The sequence below is a fragment of the Vibrio sp. N418 genome (assembly GCF_000222565.1).
GTDB classification, from domain to species: Bacteria; Pseudomonadota; Gammaproteobacteria; order Enterobacterales; family Vibrionaceae; genus Vibrio; species Vibrio scophthalmi.
The window spans coordinates 91,334-107,975 of sequence record NZ_AFWD01000056.1 but is presented as its reverse complement, the minus strand read 5'-3'; the positions used below and the strand labels follow the sequence as shown (position 1 = coordinate 107,975).

At 46.4% G+C, this 16,642-nt stretch carries 16 protein-coding genes; 10 read left to right on the top strand and 6 right to left on the bottom strand.

The window, feature by feature from the left end; translation table 11 throughout:
• Positions 1 to 48 precede the first annotated feature (48 nt).
• From cytR to hslU, 5 genes are all read left to right on the top strand, one after another.
• Complete coding sequence (gene cytR, locus RH86_RS12415; RefSeq protein WP_263053190.1) at positions 49 to 1,104, top strand: DNA-binding transcriptional regulator CytR; 1,056 nt, start codon at positions 49 to 51, stop codon at positions 1,102 to 1,104.
• A gap of 225 nt (positions 1,105 to 1,329) precedes the next feature.
• Entirely contained in the window at positions 1,330 to 1,866 is a 537-nt protein-coding gene (locus RH86_RS12410; RefSeq protein ID WP_038219645.1) for an SPOR domain-containing protein, read from the top strand.
• 193 nt (positions 1,867 to 2,059) lie between these two features.
• Positions 2,060 to 2,602, top strand: a complete 543-nt coding sequence (gene rfaH, locus RH86_RS12405) for a transcription/translation regulatory transformer protein RfaH (protein ID WP_009386418.1) — start codon at positions 2,060 to 2,062, stop codon at positions 2,600 to 2,602.
• A gap of 113 nt (positions 2,603 to 2,715) precedes the next feature.
• Entirely contained in the window at positions 2,716 to 3,261 is a 546-nt protein-coding gene (gene hslV, locus RH86_RS12400) for an ATP-dependent protease subunit HslV (RefSeq protein ID WP_009386417.1), read from the top strand.
• A gap of 38 nt (positions 3,262 to 3,299) precedes the next feature.
• Positions 3,300 to 4,643, top strand: a complete 1,344-nt coding sequence (gene hslU / locus RH86_RS12395; RefSeq protein WP_005593653.1) for an HslU--HslV peptidase ATPase subunit — start codon at positions 3,300 to 3,302, stop codon at positions 4,641 to 4,643.
• A 167-nt stretch (positions 4,644 to 4,810) separates the two neighbouring features.
• On the opposite strand, the gene frdD is transcribed toward hslU, so the two are convergent.
• From frdD to frdA, 4 genes are read right to left on the bottom strand one after another with little or no spacing between them, the layout of a single operon-like run.
• Positions 4,811 to 5,188: a fumarate reductase subunit FrdD gene (frdD, locus tag RH86_RS12390; RefSeq protein ID WP_005593654.1), complete on the bottom strand. Its 378-nt coding sequence runs from the start codon at positions 5,186 to 5,188 to the stop codon at positions 4,811 to 4,813.
• Between the two features lie 11 nt (positions 5,189 to 5,199).
• Positions 5,200 to 5,583, bottom strand: coding sequence for a fumarate reductase subunit FrdC (gene frdC / locus RH86_RS12385; protein WP_005593655.1), 384 nt, complete (start codon positions 5,581 to 5,583; stop codon positions 5,200 to 5,202).
• Position 5,584: 1 nt separating this feature from the next.
• Positions 5,585 to 6,343 carry a succinate dehydrogenase/fumarate reductase iron-sulfur subunit gene (locus RH86_RS12380; protein WP_005593656.1) on the bottom strand — a complete coding sequence of 253 codons (759 nt, stop codon included), beginning with the start codon at positions 6,341 to 6,343 and terminating at the stop codon, positions 5,585 to 5,587.
• Positions 6,343 to 8,160 (bottom strand): fumarate reductase (quinol) flavoprotein subunit, encoded by a 1,818-nt coding sequence (gene frdA, locus RH86_RS12375; RefSeq protein ID WP_005593657.1) that lies wholly within the window; start codon positions 8,158 to 8,160, stop codon positions 6,343 to 6,345. The genes RH86_RS12380 and frdA overlap by 1 nt, the downstream gene beginning before the upstream one ends.
• A 483-nt stretch (positions 8,161 to 8,643) precedes the next feature.
• Between frdA and epmA the strand changes: the two genes are divergently transcribed.
• The 5 genes from epmA to cysE all read left to right on the top strand — a co-directional run bounded on the left by epmA (position 8,644) and on the right by cysE (position 12,883).
• A complete protein-coding gene (gene epmA, locus RH86_RS12370; RefSeq protein WP_411572009.1) occupies positions 8,644 to 9,609 on the top strand; it encodes an elongation factor P--(R)-beta-lysine ligase in 966 nt (321 codons plus the stop codon).
• A gap of 165 nt (positions 9,610 to 9,774) precedes the next feature.
• The gene (locus tag RH86_RS12365) at positions 9,775 to 10,209 is read left to right on the top strand and encodes a rhodanese-like domain-containing protein (protein ID WP_005593663.1); all 435 of its coding nucleotides are present in this window, start codon (positions 9,775 to 9,777) and stop codon (positions 10,207 to 10,209) included.
• Between the two features lie 148 nt (positions 10,210 to 10,357).
• Positions 10,358 to 10,828, top strand: a complete 471-nt coding sequence (secB, locus tag RH86_RS12360) for a protein-export chaperone SecB (RefSeq protein WP_005593665.1) — start codon at positions 10,358 to 10,360, stop codon at positions 10,826 to 10,828.
• Positions 10,829 to 10,989: 161 nt separating this feature from the next.
• Positions 10,990 to 12,024: an NAD(P)H-dependent glycerol-3-phosphate dehydrogenase gene (gene gpsA / locus RH86_RS12355; RefSeq protein ID WP_009386415.1), complete on the top strand. Its 1,035-nt coding sequence runs from the start codon at positions 10,990 to 10,992 to the stop codon at positions 12,022 to 12,024.
• A 37-nt stretch (positions 12,025 to 12,061) separates the two neighbouring features.
• Positions 12,062 to 12,883 carry a serine O-acetyltransferase gene (gene cysE, locus RH86_RS12350; protein WP_005593669.1) on the top strand — a complete coding sequence of 274 codons (822 nt, stop codon included), beginning with the start codon at positions 12,062 to 12,064 and terminating at the stop codon, positions 12,881 to 12,883.
• A 90-nt stretch (positions 12,884 to 12,973) separates the two neighbouring features.
• Here cysE and RH86_RS12345 read toward each other — a convergent pair whose 3' ends face one another.
• Both RH86_RS12345 and ppc read right to left on the bottom strand, forming a co-directional pair.
• On the bottom strand, positions 12,974 to 13,513 hold the full coding sequence (locus RH86_RS12345) for a PadR family transcriptional regulator (protein ID WP_009386414.1): 540 nt from the start codon (positions 13,511 to 13,513) through the stop codon (positions 12,974 to 12,976).
• A gap of 443 nt (positions 13,514 to 13,956) precedes the next feature.
• On the bottom strand, positions 13,957 to 16,590 hold the full coding sequence (gene ppc / locus RH86_RS12340) for a phosphoenolpyruvate carboxylase (protein WP_009386413.1): 2,634 nt from the start codon (positions 16,588 to 16,590) through the stop codon (positions 13,957 to 13,959).
• Positions 16,591 to 16,642: the final 52 nt, after the last annotated feature.

Genomic DNA, 16,642 nt, shown 5'->3' with positions numbered 1-16,642 from the left:
TAAGTCAAAGAATGAGTTTAAACTCATCGAGATTTTCATACGGTTTAGGTGGCCAAGGCGCTACCGCCAAAGGAACTAACTAAGAGGGTTACATTTATGGCGACAATGAAGGATGTTGCCCAGCTCGCGGGAGTTTCAACAGCGACGGTATCGAGGGCGCTGATGAATCCTGAAAAAGTCTCTTCTGCCACGCGTAAGCGCGTTGAAGACGCTGTGTTAGAAGCTGGCTATTCCCCAAATTCTTTAGCGCGTAATTTACGCCGCAACGAATCGAAAACGATCATCGCGATCATTCCTGATATCTGCGATCCTTATTACACGGAGATCATTCGTGGTATTGAAGATGCAGCTATGGAGCATGGTTATATTGTTCTGTTAGGTGATAGCGGTCAGCAGAAAAGACGTGAAAATTCCTTTGTGAATTTGGTCTTTACTAAGCAAGCTGACGGCATGCTGCTGCTTGGTACTGACTTACCGTTTGATGTCAGCAAACCTGAGCAGAAAAACCTACCGCCAATGGTCATGGCGTGTGAGTTTGCCCCTGAGCTTGAACTACCAACAGTTCACATCGATAACCTGACCTCTGCGTTTGAAGTGGTCAACTATCTTACTCAGCTTGGTCATAAGCGCATCGCACAAATTTCCGGGCCAGAAACGGCGACTCTGTGTCAATTCCGTCAGCAAGGCTATCAACAAGCATTGCGCCGCGCGGGCATTACCATGAACCCGACTTACAGCACATTTGGTGAGTTCACTTTTGAGGCGGGTGCCAAAGCGGTCAGACAATTACTAGCGCTGCCTGAGCCACCGACGGCGATTTTCTGTCACAACGATGCGATGGCGATTGGTGCAATCCAAGAAGCAAAACGTCTTGGTTTACGGGTACCACAAGATTTATCGGTAGTGGGTTTTGATGACATTCAGTTCGCTCAATATTGCGATCCACCGTTGACCACCATCTCACAGCTTCGTTATGAGATTGGCCGTCAAGCTATGCTGATGATGCTAGAGTTGCTGCGTGGCCATGATGTCCGTGCGGGTTCGCGTCTATTAGAAACGCAATTAGTGGTACGTAAGAGTGCGGCGCCACCAAGAGCTCTCTAATACTGATAATCTCTTTCTTGATTCATTATTTGCTTGAGCTAGAAACGACGCCAATGTGAGCGTCGTTTTTTATTGCTTGTGTTGCTTCTTTCGGGCTTGAGTCAGGCCAATGTTATCTTGTGTCAGAATTTTATTGTTTACTCCACACTAACCAAGGCAATGCATTGTTATCCCAAAGCAATCTATATAACATATCAACAGAGATAATTGATTTGATGTACTACTGTGGCAAATAGAGATTATGTGAAGCGCGGGGCGAGTAAAAAGCCTGCGAAAAAGAAAGCAGCACCCAAGCGCAAACCATGGCGCAGTGGGCTTTTGGCATTGCTCGTAGTGGGTGTTTTTGGCTTTGGTTTGTACTCTTTAAGCCAAGATCCAGAGCCGCCAGCACCGGTAGTACAAGCGCCGGTGAAACCGAAACCGAAGCCAGAAAAAGCCTTGCCGCCGCCACCTGAAGAGCAGTGGGATTACGTTGATAGCTTGCCAAGCCGTGAAGTTGAAGTGAAAGCCAAAGAGCAGGTGATTTCTGATATCCCTTACATCATGCAATGTGGCGCTTACAAAACTGCAGCGCAAGCGGATGCTCGTAAATTGGATATCGCTTTCCAAGGCATTAAAAGTAAGATTCGCAAGAAAGAAGGCAGCTCTTGGTACCGTGTAGTACTCGGTCCATACAAGCTTAAGCGTGATGCCGAGCGAGATAAGCACAAATTGCAACGCGCCAAAATTGAGCCATGCGCAATTTGGAAAGATACCGAGTAGTTAACTCTAGTTATGCTCAAATACTTTGTGTGTTAAACCAGTCGTATCGTGCGGCTGGTTTTTTTATGGCAGGCCATTTAGAAATGCATGCTGTGAAAAATCAGGTCGCTATTTTTATGATAAAATTATTGAATGGTAGTTAAGAGGTTGGTGGTTATTAAATGAAAAACACCAGCTCAGTAGGTCTGAATTAATGTCGAATGTTGAGAAAGTTACATCATCGGTAAAGAGTGATGAGAAAAGTTGGTACCTTGTAAGGTGTAAATCAAAGGAAGAGTTACGTGCCAAGCTAAATTTGACTAATCAATCCATTACAGCATATTACCCGACAGTCGATGTGTTAAAAGAGATTCGTGGAAAAAGACAGCTAAAAGAAGAAGCGTTGTTCCCTGGGTATATTTTTGTACATTTAGATATCACTTCTATCCTAGCCTCAAAAGTCAATAACACGTTTGGCGTGTATGGTTTTGTTAAATTCTCTGGTAGGCCTCAAATAGTACCTGATGAGCTAATTAAGGCATTTGAAACGATAGAAAAACAAACTATCGATTTAACGCTGAAAAGTGGTGATGAGGTGATGATTACAGGTGGTAATTATGAACATATGACAGCAATCTTTTTAGCCGAAGAAAGTGAGCAACGCAGTATATTGTTGATTGAGCTACTCAATCAGAAAGTTCAATTGAGTGTTGATAACATTTACATTGCTCCTACAGTAAAGCCAATAAAAAAATAGTGTTCATACATGCTAGTTCCCTCATAGTTCTAAAGCTTTAATACTCTTGAATTCCCATGTTCTTGTCCGCATATATTGAAAATAACCAATTTTAAATACAAGAGGCCCTACACGTGACTACCATCGTTTCAGTACGTCGAAATAACAAAGTTGTCATCGCGGGTGACGGACAAGTATCGCTAGGCAATACCGTAATGAAAGGCAACGCGCGTAAAGTTCGCCGCTTATATAACGGTAAAGTATTGGCGGGTTTTGCTGGTGGCACGGCAGATGCGTTTACGCTGTTTGAGCGCTTTGAAAGCAAGCTGCAAATGCACCAAGGCCACCTAACCAAAGCGGCGGTAGAGCTGGCGAAAGATTGGCGCAGCGATCGCGCGCTACGTAAGCTTGAAGCGCTGCTAGTGGTTGCCGATGAAACCGCATCCTTGATCATCACCGGTAATGGTGATGTGGTTCAGCCTGAGCACGATCTGATTGCGATTGGTTCTGGCGGTAACTTTGCTCAAGCGGCGGCGATTGCTTTATTAGAAAACACCGATTTAAGTGCGCGTGAAATCGCTGAAAAAGCACTAACGATTGCGGGCGACATCTGTGTCTTCACCAACCATTATCACACTATCGACGAACTAGAAATCCCAGCAGAAAAAATTGCTGAATAATAAAAAGATAGTGAATAAAGAATTTAAGGAATCTGATTATGTCTGAGATGACCCCTCGTGAGATTGTTCATGAACTGAACCGCCATATCATTGGCCAAGATAACGCTAAACGCTCAGTGGCGATTGCACTGCGTAACCGCTGGCGTCGTATGCAGCTTGAAGAGAGCTTGCGCGTAGAAGTATCACCAAAGAATATTTTGATGATTGGCCCAACCGGTGTTGGTAAAACCGAAATCGCCCGTCGTTTAGCAAAGCTTGCCAATGCACCCTTTATCAAAGTGGAAGCGACGAAATTCACCGAAGTGGGTTATGTCGGTAAAGAAGTCGAAACCATTATTCGTGATCTGACCGATGCGGCGATCAAAATGACGCATCAACAAGAGATGGAAAAAGTAAAATTCCGCGCTGAAGAGCAAGCGGAAGAACGCATTCTTGATGCTCTGCTGCCGCCAGCGCGTGACGCTTGGGGTCAAAACGAGCAGCCACAACAAGATGAAGAGCGTCAGTCGAATACTCGTCAAATCTTCCGCAAGAAACTACGTGAAGGTCAGTTAGACGATAAAGAAATTGAGATTGATGTTGCTGCGCCGCAAATGGGCGTTGAGATCATGGCGCCTCCGGGCATGGAAGAGATGACTAACCAGCTGCAAAGCATGTTCTCGAATCTTGCTGGCGACACCAAGAAAAAGCGCAAGATGAAAATCAAAGAAGCAATGAAAGCTTTGGTTGAAGAAGAAGCTGCGAAACTGGTTAACGCAGAAGATCTGAAAGAGCAGGCGATCTTCAACGTTGAAAACAACGGTATCGTCTTCATTGATGAGATCGATAAGATCTGTAAGCGTGGTGAAAGCTCAGGCCCTGATGTGTCTCGTGAAGGTGTTCAGCGCGATCTATTGCCATTGATTGAAGGCAGCACGGTTTCTACTAAGCACGGCATGGTCAAAACCGATCATATCCTATTTATTGCATCGGGCGCATTCCAAGTGGCGAAACCATCGGATTTGATCCCTGAATTGCAAGGTCGTCTACCAATCCGTGTTGAGCTTGAAGCGCTTTCAAGTAATGACTTCAAACGCATTCTTACCGAGCCAAAAGCGTCGCTGACAGAGCAATACATCGCTTTGCTTAAAACCGAAGATGTGAATATTAACTTCACTGAAGATGGCATCACGCAAATCGCAGAAGCGGCATGGACGGTGAATGAAACCACCGAGAACATTGGTGCGCGTCGCCTGCATACGGTGATGGAGCGTCTAATGGATGAAATTTCATTTGAAGCAACAGAGAAGCCAGGCAGCAGCATGACGATTGATGCCGAGTACGTACAAAAACGCCTTGGTGAATTTGTTGAAGATGAAGATCTAAGCCGTTTTATTCTTTAATCGAAAATTGCGGAATAGAAAAAGTCGGCTTCGGTCGGCTTTTTTATTGTCTGCCGTTTGAGGTGAGGGATTTTCAACGGATAAAAAAAGAGGCAGATGCTTGGCATCTACCTCTTGGCTTATGTTTCTAATCGGCACTGTCGCATGACAGTGTTATGGAGAAGAGATTAGATCATAAATACAAAAATTACTGCCAACGCAGAGATTAAACCTGCGAATGCGTAACAGGCGATCTTACCTGCCACACCGGTGTGGAATTTAAGATCGTGCATACCGTGGTGAACACGGTGCATCGCATGCCACATTGGTAGTGCAAGGCTGCCGATAATAAATAGCGCGCCGATGATGCTAGTTGCAAACTCAGAGACACGCTCGTAGCTCAACGCTTCCGCATCAATAATACCAAGTGGAGCAAGAATACCGAGTACCAACACCGTGATAGGCGTAATCATGGCAAACCATGTACCGCCAGCGCCAAATAGGCTCCACCAGATAGGCTCATCAGAGCGGCGTGGTGAATGATCAACTTTGAAATTTGGGGTCATAACATCGCTCCTTAAACAACGATCAGAACAACAAGAGAAATAAACGCAACCGCTGCCCATTGAGCAAGGACGATCAATTTCTTGTCGACTGGTTTGCCTTTGATGCGAATTGGCATCACTTGCGGCATCATGCTGAAGAAGGTTTGCGCGTGCAATAGGCTACCCGCTAGTGCCACGATGTTGATCGCCACTACCAATGGGTTTGCCATGAAGTCTAACCAAGTTTGCCAAGCTTCTGGCCCTTTCACTAGTGAGCCTAAACCAATGGTTAGGAACACAGTAAATAGAATCAAAGGTAGTACCGTTGCTTCACGCATCATGTAGAAGCGGTAGAACGGGCTGCTTTGCCACCACGTACGTTTCATTTCACGAACGTAAGGTTTACGATTACTCATCCTAAGCCTCCTCTTTCACTGGTTTACCATCAGGCTTTAGCATCGCAATCACAAAGTCCATTGATGATTCAATTTTACCTTGGTTTACTGCCGCTGCTGGATCCACGTTTTTCGGACACACTTCAGAGCAGTAACCGACAAAAGTACAACCCCAAGCGCCGTTCTTACCATTGATAAGCGCCATACGCTCAGATTTACCGTTATCACGGCTATCCAAGTTGTAACGGTGTGCCATAGTCAGTGCTGCAGGACCAATAAACTCAGGGTTTAGACCAAACTGAGGACATGCTGCGTAACACAAACCACAGTTGATACAGCCAGCAAATTGCTTGTATTTTGCCATTTGCTCTGGCGTTTGCAGGTTAGTGCCGTCTTCAGGTTTACGGTCGTTACCGATGATGTAAGGTTTGATGGCTTCAAGGCGCTCGATGAACGGCGTCATATCAACGATCAAATCTTTTTCGATAGGGAAGTTTGCTAGTGGTTCGATCTTCACGCCATCTGGGTAATCACGTAGGAAGCATTTACATGCCAGTTTTGGCACGCCATTAACCATGATGCCGCAAGAGCCACAGATTGCCATACGACAAGACCAACGGTAAGAGAGGTCTTTGTCTAGGTGGTCTTTGATGTAGCCTAGTGCATCAAGCACCGACATGGTGTCATCAAAGGGTACTTCAAACGTTTGTAAGCGAGGCTCTTCATCATGCGCTGGGTCATAACGTAGAACGTCTACTTTTTGAATACGATGTGCTGACATTATGCTTGCTCCTCTGCTTTCTTCTCTTCAGCTTGGGCTGCTTCTTCCGCTGCCGCTTTTTCTGCTGCTTCACCGTATAGACGTGCTTTTGGCTGAGACTTAGTAATGGTTACATTGCTGTACTCAATGCTCGGCGCTGCGTCTGGTTGGTAGAAAGCTAAGGTATGCTTAAGGAAGTTAACATCGTCACGCTCTGTGCAGTTGTCATCAAGACGTTGGTGCGCACCGCGAGATTCTTTACGTAGGATCGCTGAGTGAACCATCGCTTCTGCCACTTCAAGGCCGTAACCGATCTCGATGGCGTATAGCAGGTCAGTGTTGAATACCTTGCCTTTGTCTTTAATGCTGATGTTTTTGTAGCGTGCTTTAAGCTCAGTGATCTTTTCAATCGTCGCTTGCATCAAATCTTCTTGGCGGTAGATACCACAACCCGCTTCCATGGAGTGACCCATTTCAGTGCGGATATCGGCCCAGTTTTCGTCGCCGTCTTGCTCAAGCAGTGCTGCAATACGCGCTTCAACCGCTTTTACTTGCTCGGCAATAGACTCGTCATTCCAGCCTTTAAATTCTGCCGCGCGAGCAACCGCTTGTTCACCCGCTACGCGGCCAAAGACCACAAACTCAGCCAGTGAGTTAGAACCTAGACGGTTTGCACCGTGTAGGCCAACAGAAGCACATTCGCCCACAGCGAAGAGACCTTTAATACGCGTTTCACATTGACCGTTAGTCTCAATACCACCCATGGTGTAGTGCACGGTAGGACGAATTGGGATCGGCTCTTTGGCTGGATCAACGTTAACGTAAGCTTTTGCTAGCTCACAGATAAACGGTAGACGCTCTTGTAGGTACTCTTCACCTAGGTGGCGAAGATCAAGGTGTACCACATCACCCAGTGGGTGTTTGATGGTGTTGCCTTTTTGATGTTCGTGCCAGAAGGCTTGAGAAACTTTGTCACGTGGACCCAGTTCCATGTATTTGTTTTTCGGTTGGCCAACCGGAGTTTCTGGGCCCATCCCGTAATCTTGTAGGTAACGGTAGCCGTTTTTATTGACGATGATACCGCCTTCACCACGACAACCTTCAGTCATCAAGATACCAGTACCAGGCAGACCAGTTGGGTGGTATTGAACGAATTCCATATCACGTAGAGGTACGCCGTGACGGTAAGCCATTGCCATGCCGTCGCCAGTTACGATACCGCCATTGGTGTTGCAGTGGTAAACACGACCCGCACCACCGGTAGCAAGTACTACCGATTTCGCTTTAATCGTAACAAGCTCGCCTTCCGCCATGTGGATAGCGATCAGACCTTGCACTTCACCTTCGTCAACCAATAGGTCAACCACAAAGTACTCATCAAAACGTTTGATGTTTTGGTACTTCATTGAAGTCTGGAAAAGGGTGTGAAGCATGTGGAAGCCAGTTTTGTCGGCAGCGAACCAAGTACGCTCAACCTTCATACCACCGAAACGACGAACGTTTACTTCGCCATTTTCTTTACGGCTCCATGGGCAGCCCCACTGTTCCATTTGAATCATTTCGCGAGTTGAATTCGCCACGAAGTATTCAACGACATCCTGTTCACATAGCCAGTCACCACCACCAACGGTATCGTTGAAGTGATTGTCTAGGCTATCTTCTTCCTTGATAACTGCTGCTGAGCCACCTTCAGCGGCAACCGTGTGGGAGCGCATTGGGTAAACTTTAGAAATTAGAGCAACTTCTAAGTCAGGGTTAGCTTCAGCCGCTGCAATAGCAGTACGAAGACCAGCGCCGCCAGCGCCGATGACTGCGATATCTGTGATGATAGTTTGCACAGTTATCCTCCAGTGTGTAAGTGCGGTCAATCCCGCTTGTTATAGTAAGAGAGTGTGTGCAGATGCTTGTTTCAGATAGTGTTATCCATGCCGAAATAGACGTGCTACACATAACTCAAAAGTGTTATAGCCAGTGTAAGAGAGGGCATAGTTGTAAAAATTGATGTATTCCGGATTTTGTTTCGGTAATGCAAAAGAGAGCATAGAAAATGCCGGATATGTGAGAGTAGTCACGACATGGCATTTTTACCGACAAGCCTTGATGTAAATGGTGTTACGGCGGTGTTGAAATTTATTTGTGGCACGTTAGTTGAGGTGTTATTTAACGGCCAAATCTACACCAATTGATTAGGGTTGTTTTTATCGCCAAGTTATCGACAGGCTGAATGAATCGTACTGCAAGCCGTAAGAAGGCTTGCACCCTTGATGAAAAGTGCTATGTTCGCCTCTTCGCGAGATGAGCAGAAAAGAGAAGGCAGAAAAATGAATTGGCAACCAACCGCATCCATCGAGTTACTCAAACAGCGTGCTGAGCTACTCAGCCAGATCCGTCATTTTTTTGCGAAGCGTAATGTGCTGGAAGTAGATACACCGGCAATGAGTCACGCCACGGTGACCGACGTACATCTACAAACCTTTCAAACCCAATTTGTTGGTCCGGGCTATGCCGATGGCAGCAAGCTTTATTTGATGACCAGTCCTGAATTTCACATGAAGCGCCTTTTAGCGGCGGGCAGTGGTTGCATTTATCAAATTAATAAAGCGTTTCGTAACGAAGAGAATGGTCGTTATCACAATCCCGAGTTCACCATGTTGGAATGGTATCGCGTTGGGTTTGAGCACCACCAATTGATGGATGAGATGGATGACTTGCTGCAGTTAGTTATTCGATGCGGCGCCGCACAACGTATGACTTATCAACAAGCCTTCATTAACGTATTGGGTGTGTGTCCTTTGGAAGGTTCGATGACCGAGCTGAAAGTCGCTGCTGATAAGCTAGGTCTGAGTGATATTGCCGAGCCAGAACAAGATCGCGACACGCTGTTGCAGTTGCTGTTCAGTATCGGTGTGGAGGCGAAGATTGGCCAAGACGCGCCTGCCTTTGTCTATGATTTTCCAGCCTCCCAAGCGGCCCTTGCTAAGATCAACCAAAACGATGAGCGTGTTGCCGATCGTTTTGAGGTCTATTTCAAAGGGATTGAGTTGGCGAATGGCTTCCATGAACTTGATAATCCAGCTGAGCAGTTAGCTCGCTTTGAGCAAGACAATGCTAAGCGTCTGGAGATGGGATTAACCGCACAACCGATTGATTATCATTTGATTGAGGCGCTAAAAGCCGGCTTACCAGAGTGCGCTGGCGTAGCGCTGGGCATTGATCGTTTGATTATGTTAGCGCTCGGCCAAGATCATATTGATCAAGTCACGGCGTTTCCATTTCCGATTGCGTAAGTACTCAGGTAAAGAATTGTCACAAGTAATCCCGCAAAGCGTGGTCACGATCGCTGATTCTTTCTGTTCTGGACTCGCCTAGAACAACCAAGCCCGTTATACTCCCAATCTGATTTAAAACTAGGGCTGATAGTCGGCCCTACTATCTATACAAGAGCACAGGATATGCAAGAGTACATCGCGTTTTTCCAAGAAAATATGATCATGTCTGTGGTTTGGGTTGGCCTACTTGTTGCCCTAATCATGAATATCGTTAAAACCTCAACGGCAGCTTACAAAGAGATCAGTGTTGCTGAGACCACTCAGCTGATCAACCGTGAGAATGGTGTGGTGATTGATATTCGTGCGAAAGACGAATTCAAAAAAGGTCATATTACCGAAGCACTTCACATTTTACCTTCGGATATCAAAGCAGGTAACTTCGGTAGCCTTGAAAACAGCAAATCAGACCCAATTATCGTGGTATGTAAAACCGGTCAAACTGCACAAGAGAGTGCAAATCTTCTAGCAAAAGCGGGCTTTGAAAAAGTATACGTGCTGAAGAGTGGTTTGATTGCTTGGAGTGAAGCTAACCTACCGCTAGTACGCGGCAAGAAGTAATCACGGCGAGCGGCGCTGGTGAATTAATCAGCGTTTGGCGAACAGAGATGTGAAGATTGCCACGAATTTGATGGCAAGGTTAGTGTTAGTCGCATCTCTCGGTTAGTCTCAAGCAAACTTTGATATTTAAGGCATAAAGGATTCAATAATGGCTGAAGCAGCACCAACACAAGAAGCACAGAACTTCGCAATTCAACGTATTTTCCTAAAAGACGTTTCTTTTGAAGCGCCTAACTCACCAGATATGTTCCAAAAAGAATGGAACCCGGAAGTGAAGTTAGATCTAGACACGCAAAGCCGTGAGCTAGGTGCTGGTGTTTACGAAGTGATTCTACGTCTTACCGTAACGGTGAAAAACGCAGAAGAGACAGCGTTCCTATGTGAAGTTCAGCAAGGCGGTATTTTCTCTGCTGAAAACATGGAAGCAGGTCAATTGGCACACTGCCTAGGCGCATTCTGTCCAAACGTGCTATTCCCATACGCACGTGAAACGATTTCAAGCCTAGTAGTTAAAGGTACATTCCCTCAACTAAACCTTGCACCAGTGAACTTTGATGCATTGTTTATGAATTACCTACAGCAGCAAGCTCAGCAAGGCGAAGCTCAAGCTGATGCTTAATTAGCGTCTTCTTATCGCGTTAAGATTATCTAAAATGCACAAGGCATCGTATATGCGTTGTGCATTTTTCGTTTATAGCCGAGTGGTTGATACCAAAGTGGTTTAACACGCGTTAAACTATTTGGGTATAGCAACTTGTTTATCAGTCAACAGGCGGAACAATGACAAATTCAAACATCAACAATGCCTATGGCAAAGAGATCGCAATGACCGTTTTGGGCGCAGGCTCTTACGGCACTTCTCTGGCGATTTCTCTGGCTCGTAATGGTGCCAACGTGGTGATTTGGGGGCATGAGCCTGAGCATATGGCTAAGTTGCAAGCAGAGCGTGCAAACCATGAATTTTTACCAGGGGTTGATTTCCCTGAGTCACTGATCGTTGAGTCAGATTTAGAGAAAGCCGTTTCTGCCACGCGTGATTTGCTGGTGGTAGTACCAAGCCATGTATTTGGTATCGTACTCAATAGTGTGAAACCTTTCTTACGTAGTGATTCACGTATTTGCTGGGCAACCAAAGGGCTTGAGCCTGAAACCGGTCGTCTGCTGAAAGATGTCGCTCATGATGCGTTGGGTGAGGGGTACTCTCTGGCAGTCTTATCAGGGCCTACGTTTGCTAAAGAACTGGCAATGGGTCTACCGACGGCAATTTCAGTGGCGTCTCCTGACGCGCAATTTGTGGCTGATTTGCAAGAGAAGATCCACTGTAGCAAGACATTCCGTGTTTATGCCAATAGTGACTTTACCGGTATGCAATTGGGCGGTGCGGTGAAAAACGTGATTGCGATTGGCGCGGGCATGTCGGATGGTATCGGTTTTGGTGCCAATGCTCGTACTGCACTGATCACTCGTGGTCTGGCGGAAATGTGCCGTCTTGGCGCAGCGCTAGGCGCGCAAAAAGAAACCTTTATGGGTATGGCAGGTTTGGGCGATCTTGTCTTAACTTGTACTGATAACCAATCACGTAACCGTCGCTTTGGCCTTGCGCTTGGTGAAGGCAAAGATGTCGATACTGCTCAGGCTGAAATTGGCCAAGTGGTGGAAGGTTATCGCAATACCAAAGAAGTATGGATGTTGGCGCAACGGATGGGCGTAGAAATGCCAATCGTTGACCAAATCTATCAAGTATTGTATCAAGACAAAGATGCACGAGAAGCAGCAAAGGATTTGTTAGCGCGTGACAAAAAAGCAGAAGCATAATTCAGCGGCAGCGAGATGCTGCCCAGAAGGTTACAACATGAAGCATTGCGAAAAAAAGCAGGTATGGCAAACCATCGTTCAAGAAGCAAGGCAGCAATCTGAACAAGAGCCAATGCTGGCCAGTTTCTACCATGCTACGATTATTAAGCATGATAGCCTGTGCGCCGCACTGAGCTATATTTTAGCTAATAAGCTCAATACCGCATCGATGCCGGCAATGGCAGTGCGTGAAGTGGTGGAAGAAGCCTTTGCTTCTGATCCGAGTATTATTGAAGCCGCCGCGTGTGATATTTGCGCCACGGTCAACCGTGACCCGGCGGTCGCAATGTATTCCATCCCATTACTCTACCTTAAAGGCTACCATGCGCTACAAGGTTACCGAGTGGCAAACTGGTTGTGGAAACAAGGGCGCATAGCTTTAGCGACGTACCTACAAAACCAAATTTCAGTCGCTTGCCAAGTGGATATCCACCCAGCAGCCACGATTGGTCGTGGCATCATGCTCGATCACGCAACAGGGATTGTGATTGGTGAAACGGCGGTGGTTGAGAATGACGTTTCCATTCTTCAAGATGTGACTCTCGGTGGTACCGGTAAAGAGTGTGGCGATCGTCACCCTAAGATCCGTCAAGGCGTGATGATTGGCGCGGGTGCGAAAGTATTGGGTAATATCGAAGTGGGCGTAGGGGCGAAGATCGCTTCTTGTTCGGTGGTATTGCAACCCGTGCCTCCCCATACTACGGCAGCAGGTGTTCCGGCTAAGATTGTCGGTCGACCAAAGTCAGATATGCCATCTTTGGATATGGATCAGCAGTTTAACGGTAAGTCGCAAAATTTTGTCGATGGAGACGGTATCTAATATCTGTTTTCATTCAGACAAACCACTAAACGAAAAAGGGTTGGCCAATGCCAACCCTTTTTTATTGAATACCATTAATTGGTAAGCAAATTACGCGATAGTCTCTAATTCAGCGAGTACTTCATCGGCCCAAACGATCCATGCTTGGCGAAGCAATAGGTTGCGACGCAAGGTTAATCGTTCAAGACGTTGTGATTTATCCAGAGCAGCAATGTTTGAGTAGTACGCGTTTTCAATTTCTTGATAGTGCGTGACCAGCTTACGAGATTCATCAACTAACTCAGCTAACTGTGCTTTGAACGGCGCAGAAGGTTGCACTGAACAAGCCATTAATTTTGCTGAGAACTCATCACGCACGGTTGGGTGTGCGGTTGGTTGGTCAAACCATTCGCCTAGCGCAACACGGCCAGCGTCGGTAATCGAGTAAACCTTACGGTCTGGTTTTCCCTCTTGTGGTTCCAATACGCACGTCACAAGTTGGTGTTGGGCCATTTTGTTCAGTTCGCGGTAAACCTGCTGGTGGCTTGCTTTCCAGAAGTAGCCGATCGTCGCAGAAAATTCTTTAGTGATGTCGTATCCAGTAGCATCGCGAGTGCTAAGAACGGTGAGGATTACGTGTGGTAATGACATGTCTTTAATCCAAATGGTCAATAAACTTTAAATCAACTGCCAACATCTTGGTGTGCTTCTTGAGGCACGTGTATTATGTTGATGAGAGCAGCGCCAACATTTCGTTGGCCATGTCACCTTAAAAGCCGTTTTTCACCTAGTTCGATAATTGCTTATCGAGACTGCGATATGTGATTTTTTTGTGCATCGCAGAAGAGCGATATTATATCTAAATAATAAGCATAAAGTGGAATAGATGAGTGAGAACATCTAAAAAACTAACAAAACGCTCAATAAAATACCGAATCAGGGCATTGTTCTGAGTTGGTGGTTTCTTTTGTCTCTATTTTGATATTTTGTTTCACTAGCTTTGGTCTGAGTGTGATGTGTGTCGAGTGGTTGTTTAATTGGCTTCTTGAATGAAATAGAGCCACTCATTGAGTGGCTCTATTGGTTTGGTCGTTTTAACCAGTATTACGCATACCAGCGGCAATGCCGGCAATGGTCACCATCAAGGCTTCTTCTAGCTCTGGTGATGGTTGATCGCTCTGACGCGTTCGGTACAGCAACTCGGCTTGCAGCATGTTGAGTGGCTCTACATAGATATTACGTAAGCGGATCGATTCTTGACCCCATGGATCACTCTGCATCAAGTTCTCGTTGTTCTCTACATTCAGCACCGTTTTGATGTCTTGCTGTAATTGAGAGCGCAGACGATCACCAAGTGGCAGTAATGCCTCGTCAGCCAAGCGTTCATCATAGTAACGTGAAATGCCAATATTACATTTCGAGTAAACCATCTCTAGCATACCTAAGCGAGTAGAGAAGAATGGCCATTCGCGACACATCTCTTCCAATAGCGCTTGGTGGCCTTTATCAATGGAGTATTGAATCGCTTCACCTGCGCCTAACCATGCAGGCAATACCAGACGGTTTTGGCTCCATGAGAAGATCCATGGAATGGCACGTAAACTCTCAACTCCGCCATTCGGATTACGTTTTGCAGGGCGCGAACCTAGTGGCAGTTTACCGAGTTCCAATTCAGGCGTTGCTTGACGGAAGTAAGGCACGAAGTCTGCTTCACCCCGAACGATGTTACGGTAAGCTTCACAGCTGACTTCAGAGAGCACGTTCATCAGATCGCGCCACTCTTGTTTTGGCTCTGGTGGTGGCAGAAGATTCGCTTCCAAAATAGCACTCGCGTACATGTTGAAGCTGTTGACTGCGACTTCAGGAAGACCAAGCTTAAAGCGGATCATCTCACCTTGCTCTGTTACGCGTAGGCCACCTTTCAAGCTTTTTGGTGGCTGAGACAGTAGCGCTGCATGTGCTGGCGCACCGCCACGGCCAATCGTACCGCCACGGCCATGGAACAAGGTCAGTTCAACACCTTCTTCTTCGGTGACTTTAACCAAAGACTCCATCGCATGGTATTGCGCCCAACCTGCGGCCATCACACCAGCATCTTTGGCTGAGTCAGAGTAACCGATCATCACCATTTGATGATTCTGGATAAAGCCACGGTAAAGGTCGATACCCATTAGTTGCTTAATCACCGCTTCTGCGTTGTTCAAATCTTCAAGAGTTTCAAACAAAGGACAGACGTCCATGCGATAAGGGCAGCCAGATTCTTGTAGCAATAAGTGCACGGCCAGTACATCTGATGCTGTACGTGCCATGGAGATGACATAAGCACCAAAAGCATCGCGCGGTTGAGCGGCGATGATTTTACAAGTATCTAGGACTTCTTTCACCGCTTCAGATGGCTGCCAATCACGTGGTAGCAATGGGCGTTTTGAGCTCAACTCTTGGGTTAAGAAAGCAACTTTATCTTGCTCACTCCAATGGTCGTAATCACCAATGCCAAGGTAGCGGGTCAGTTCAGATAACACATCGGAATGGCGCGTACTTTCTTGGCGAATATCGAGGCGAACTAAATGAACACCAAACGCTTTAACACGGCGTAGGGTATCAAGTAGTGAACCATCAGCAATCACGCCCATGCCACATTCGTGTAGTGATTTATAACAAGCCAGCAGTGGCTGCCAGAGTTGTTCAGCACTTTGCAGTGGAGCTTTAACGGCAAGCTTTTGGCCGTTAATTTTTGCATCTAAGATATCTTTGGTATCGTTGAGCAACTGACGTAAATCTTTTAGTACCGCGCGGTATGGTTCGTGCTCGTCATCACCCGCTAACTCACGTACATCGTCGTTGCAGCGAGTCATGGATAGTTCGCTAACTAACTCATTAATATCGTTAAGGTAAAGATCAGCCGATTTCCAGCGTGACAGCAGCATTACTTCACGGGTGATGGTGTGCGTCACAAACGGGTTGCCATCGCGGTCACCGCCCATCCAAGATGAGAAGTGCACAGGACGCGCATCAATCGGTAAGCCTTCACCAAGATGTGATTTTAGGCGTTCGTCCATTTCACGTAGGAAATCAGGTACCGCTTCCCACAGTGAATTTTCTACTACCGCATAACCCCATTTCGCTTCATCAAGTGGGGTTGGGCGTTGTTGGCGAATCACATCTGAATGCCAGCTTTGTGCGATCAACTGCTCAAGGCGACGCTCTGTTTTATGGCGCTCTTTAGCCGACAGATCACTTAATTCGAGTTTAGACAGACATTCGTTGATCTTGACCAACTTGTTGATCATGGTGCGGCGGGTAATTTCAGTTGGGTGCGCAGTCAGCACGAGTTCGATATTGAGATCGCGTACCGCTTGGGCCGTATCTAATTTGCTGATGTCATTTTGGCTGAGTTTTGAGAACAGAGTATTGAGCGCATCCGGCTCACAAACGTGTTCATCACAATGGCGTGAAATCGTATGGTACTGTTCCGCCATGTTGGTTAGATTTAAGAACTGGTTAAATGCGCGAGCAACAGGTGTTAGCTGCTCATTAGGCAGGCTTTTAATTTCTTCAATCAAGCCATCACGGTCTGCTTGGTTGCCTGCACGAGCGGATTTGGAAAGTTTACGAATCGTCTCTACTTTCTCAAGAATTGCCTCTCCATGAGCGTCCTTGATCGTATTGCCGAGCAAGTGGCCTAACATGCTCACATTGCTTCGAAGTGCAGAGTATTTCTCGTTCATTATCGTCCTGCCTTGTAAAAAAATTACATCCATTGTTCCCTGTTAGATAGAC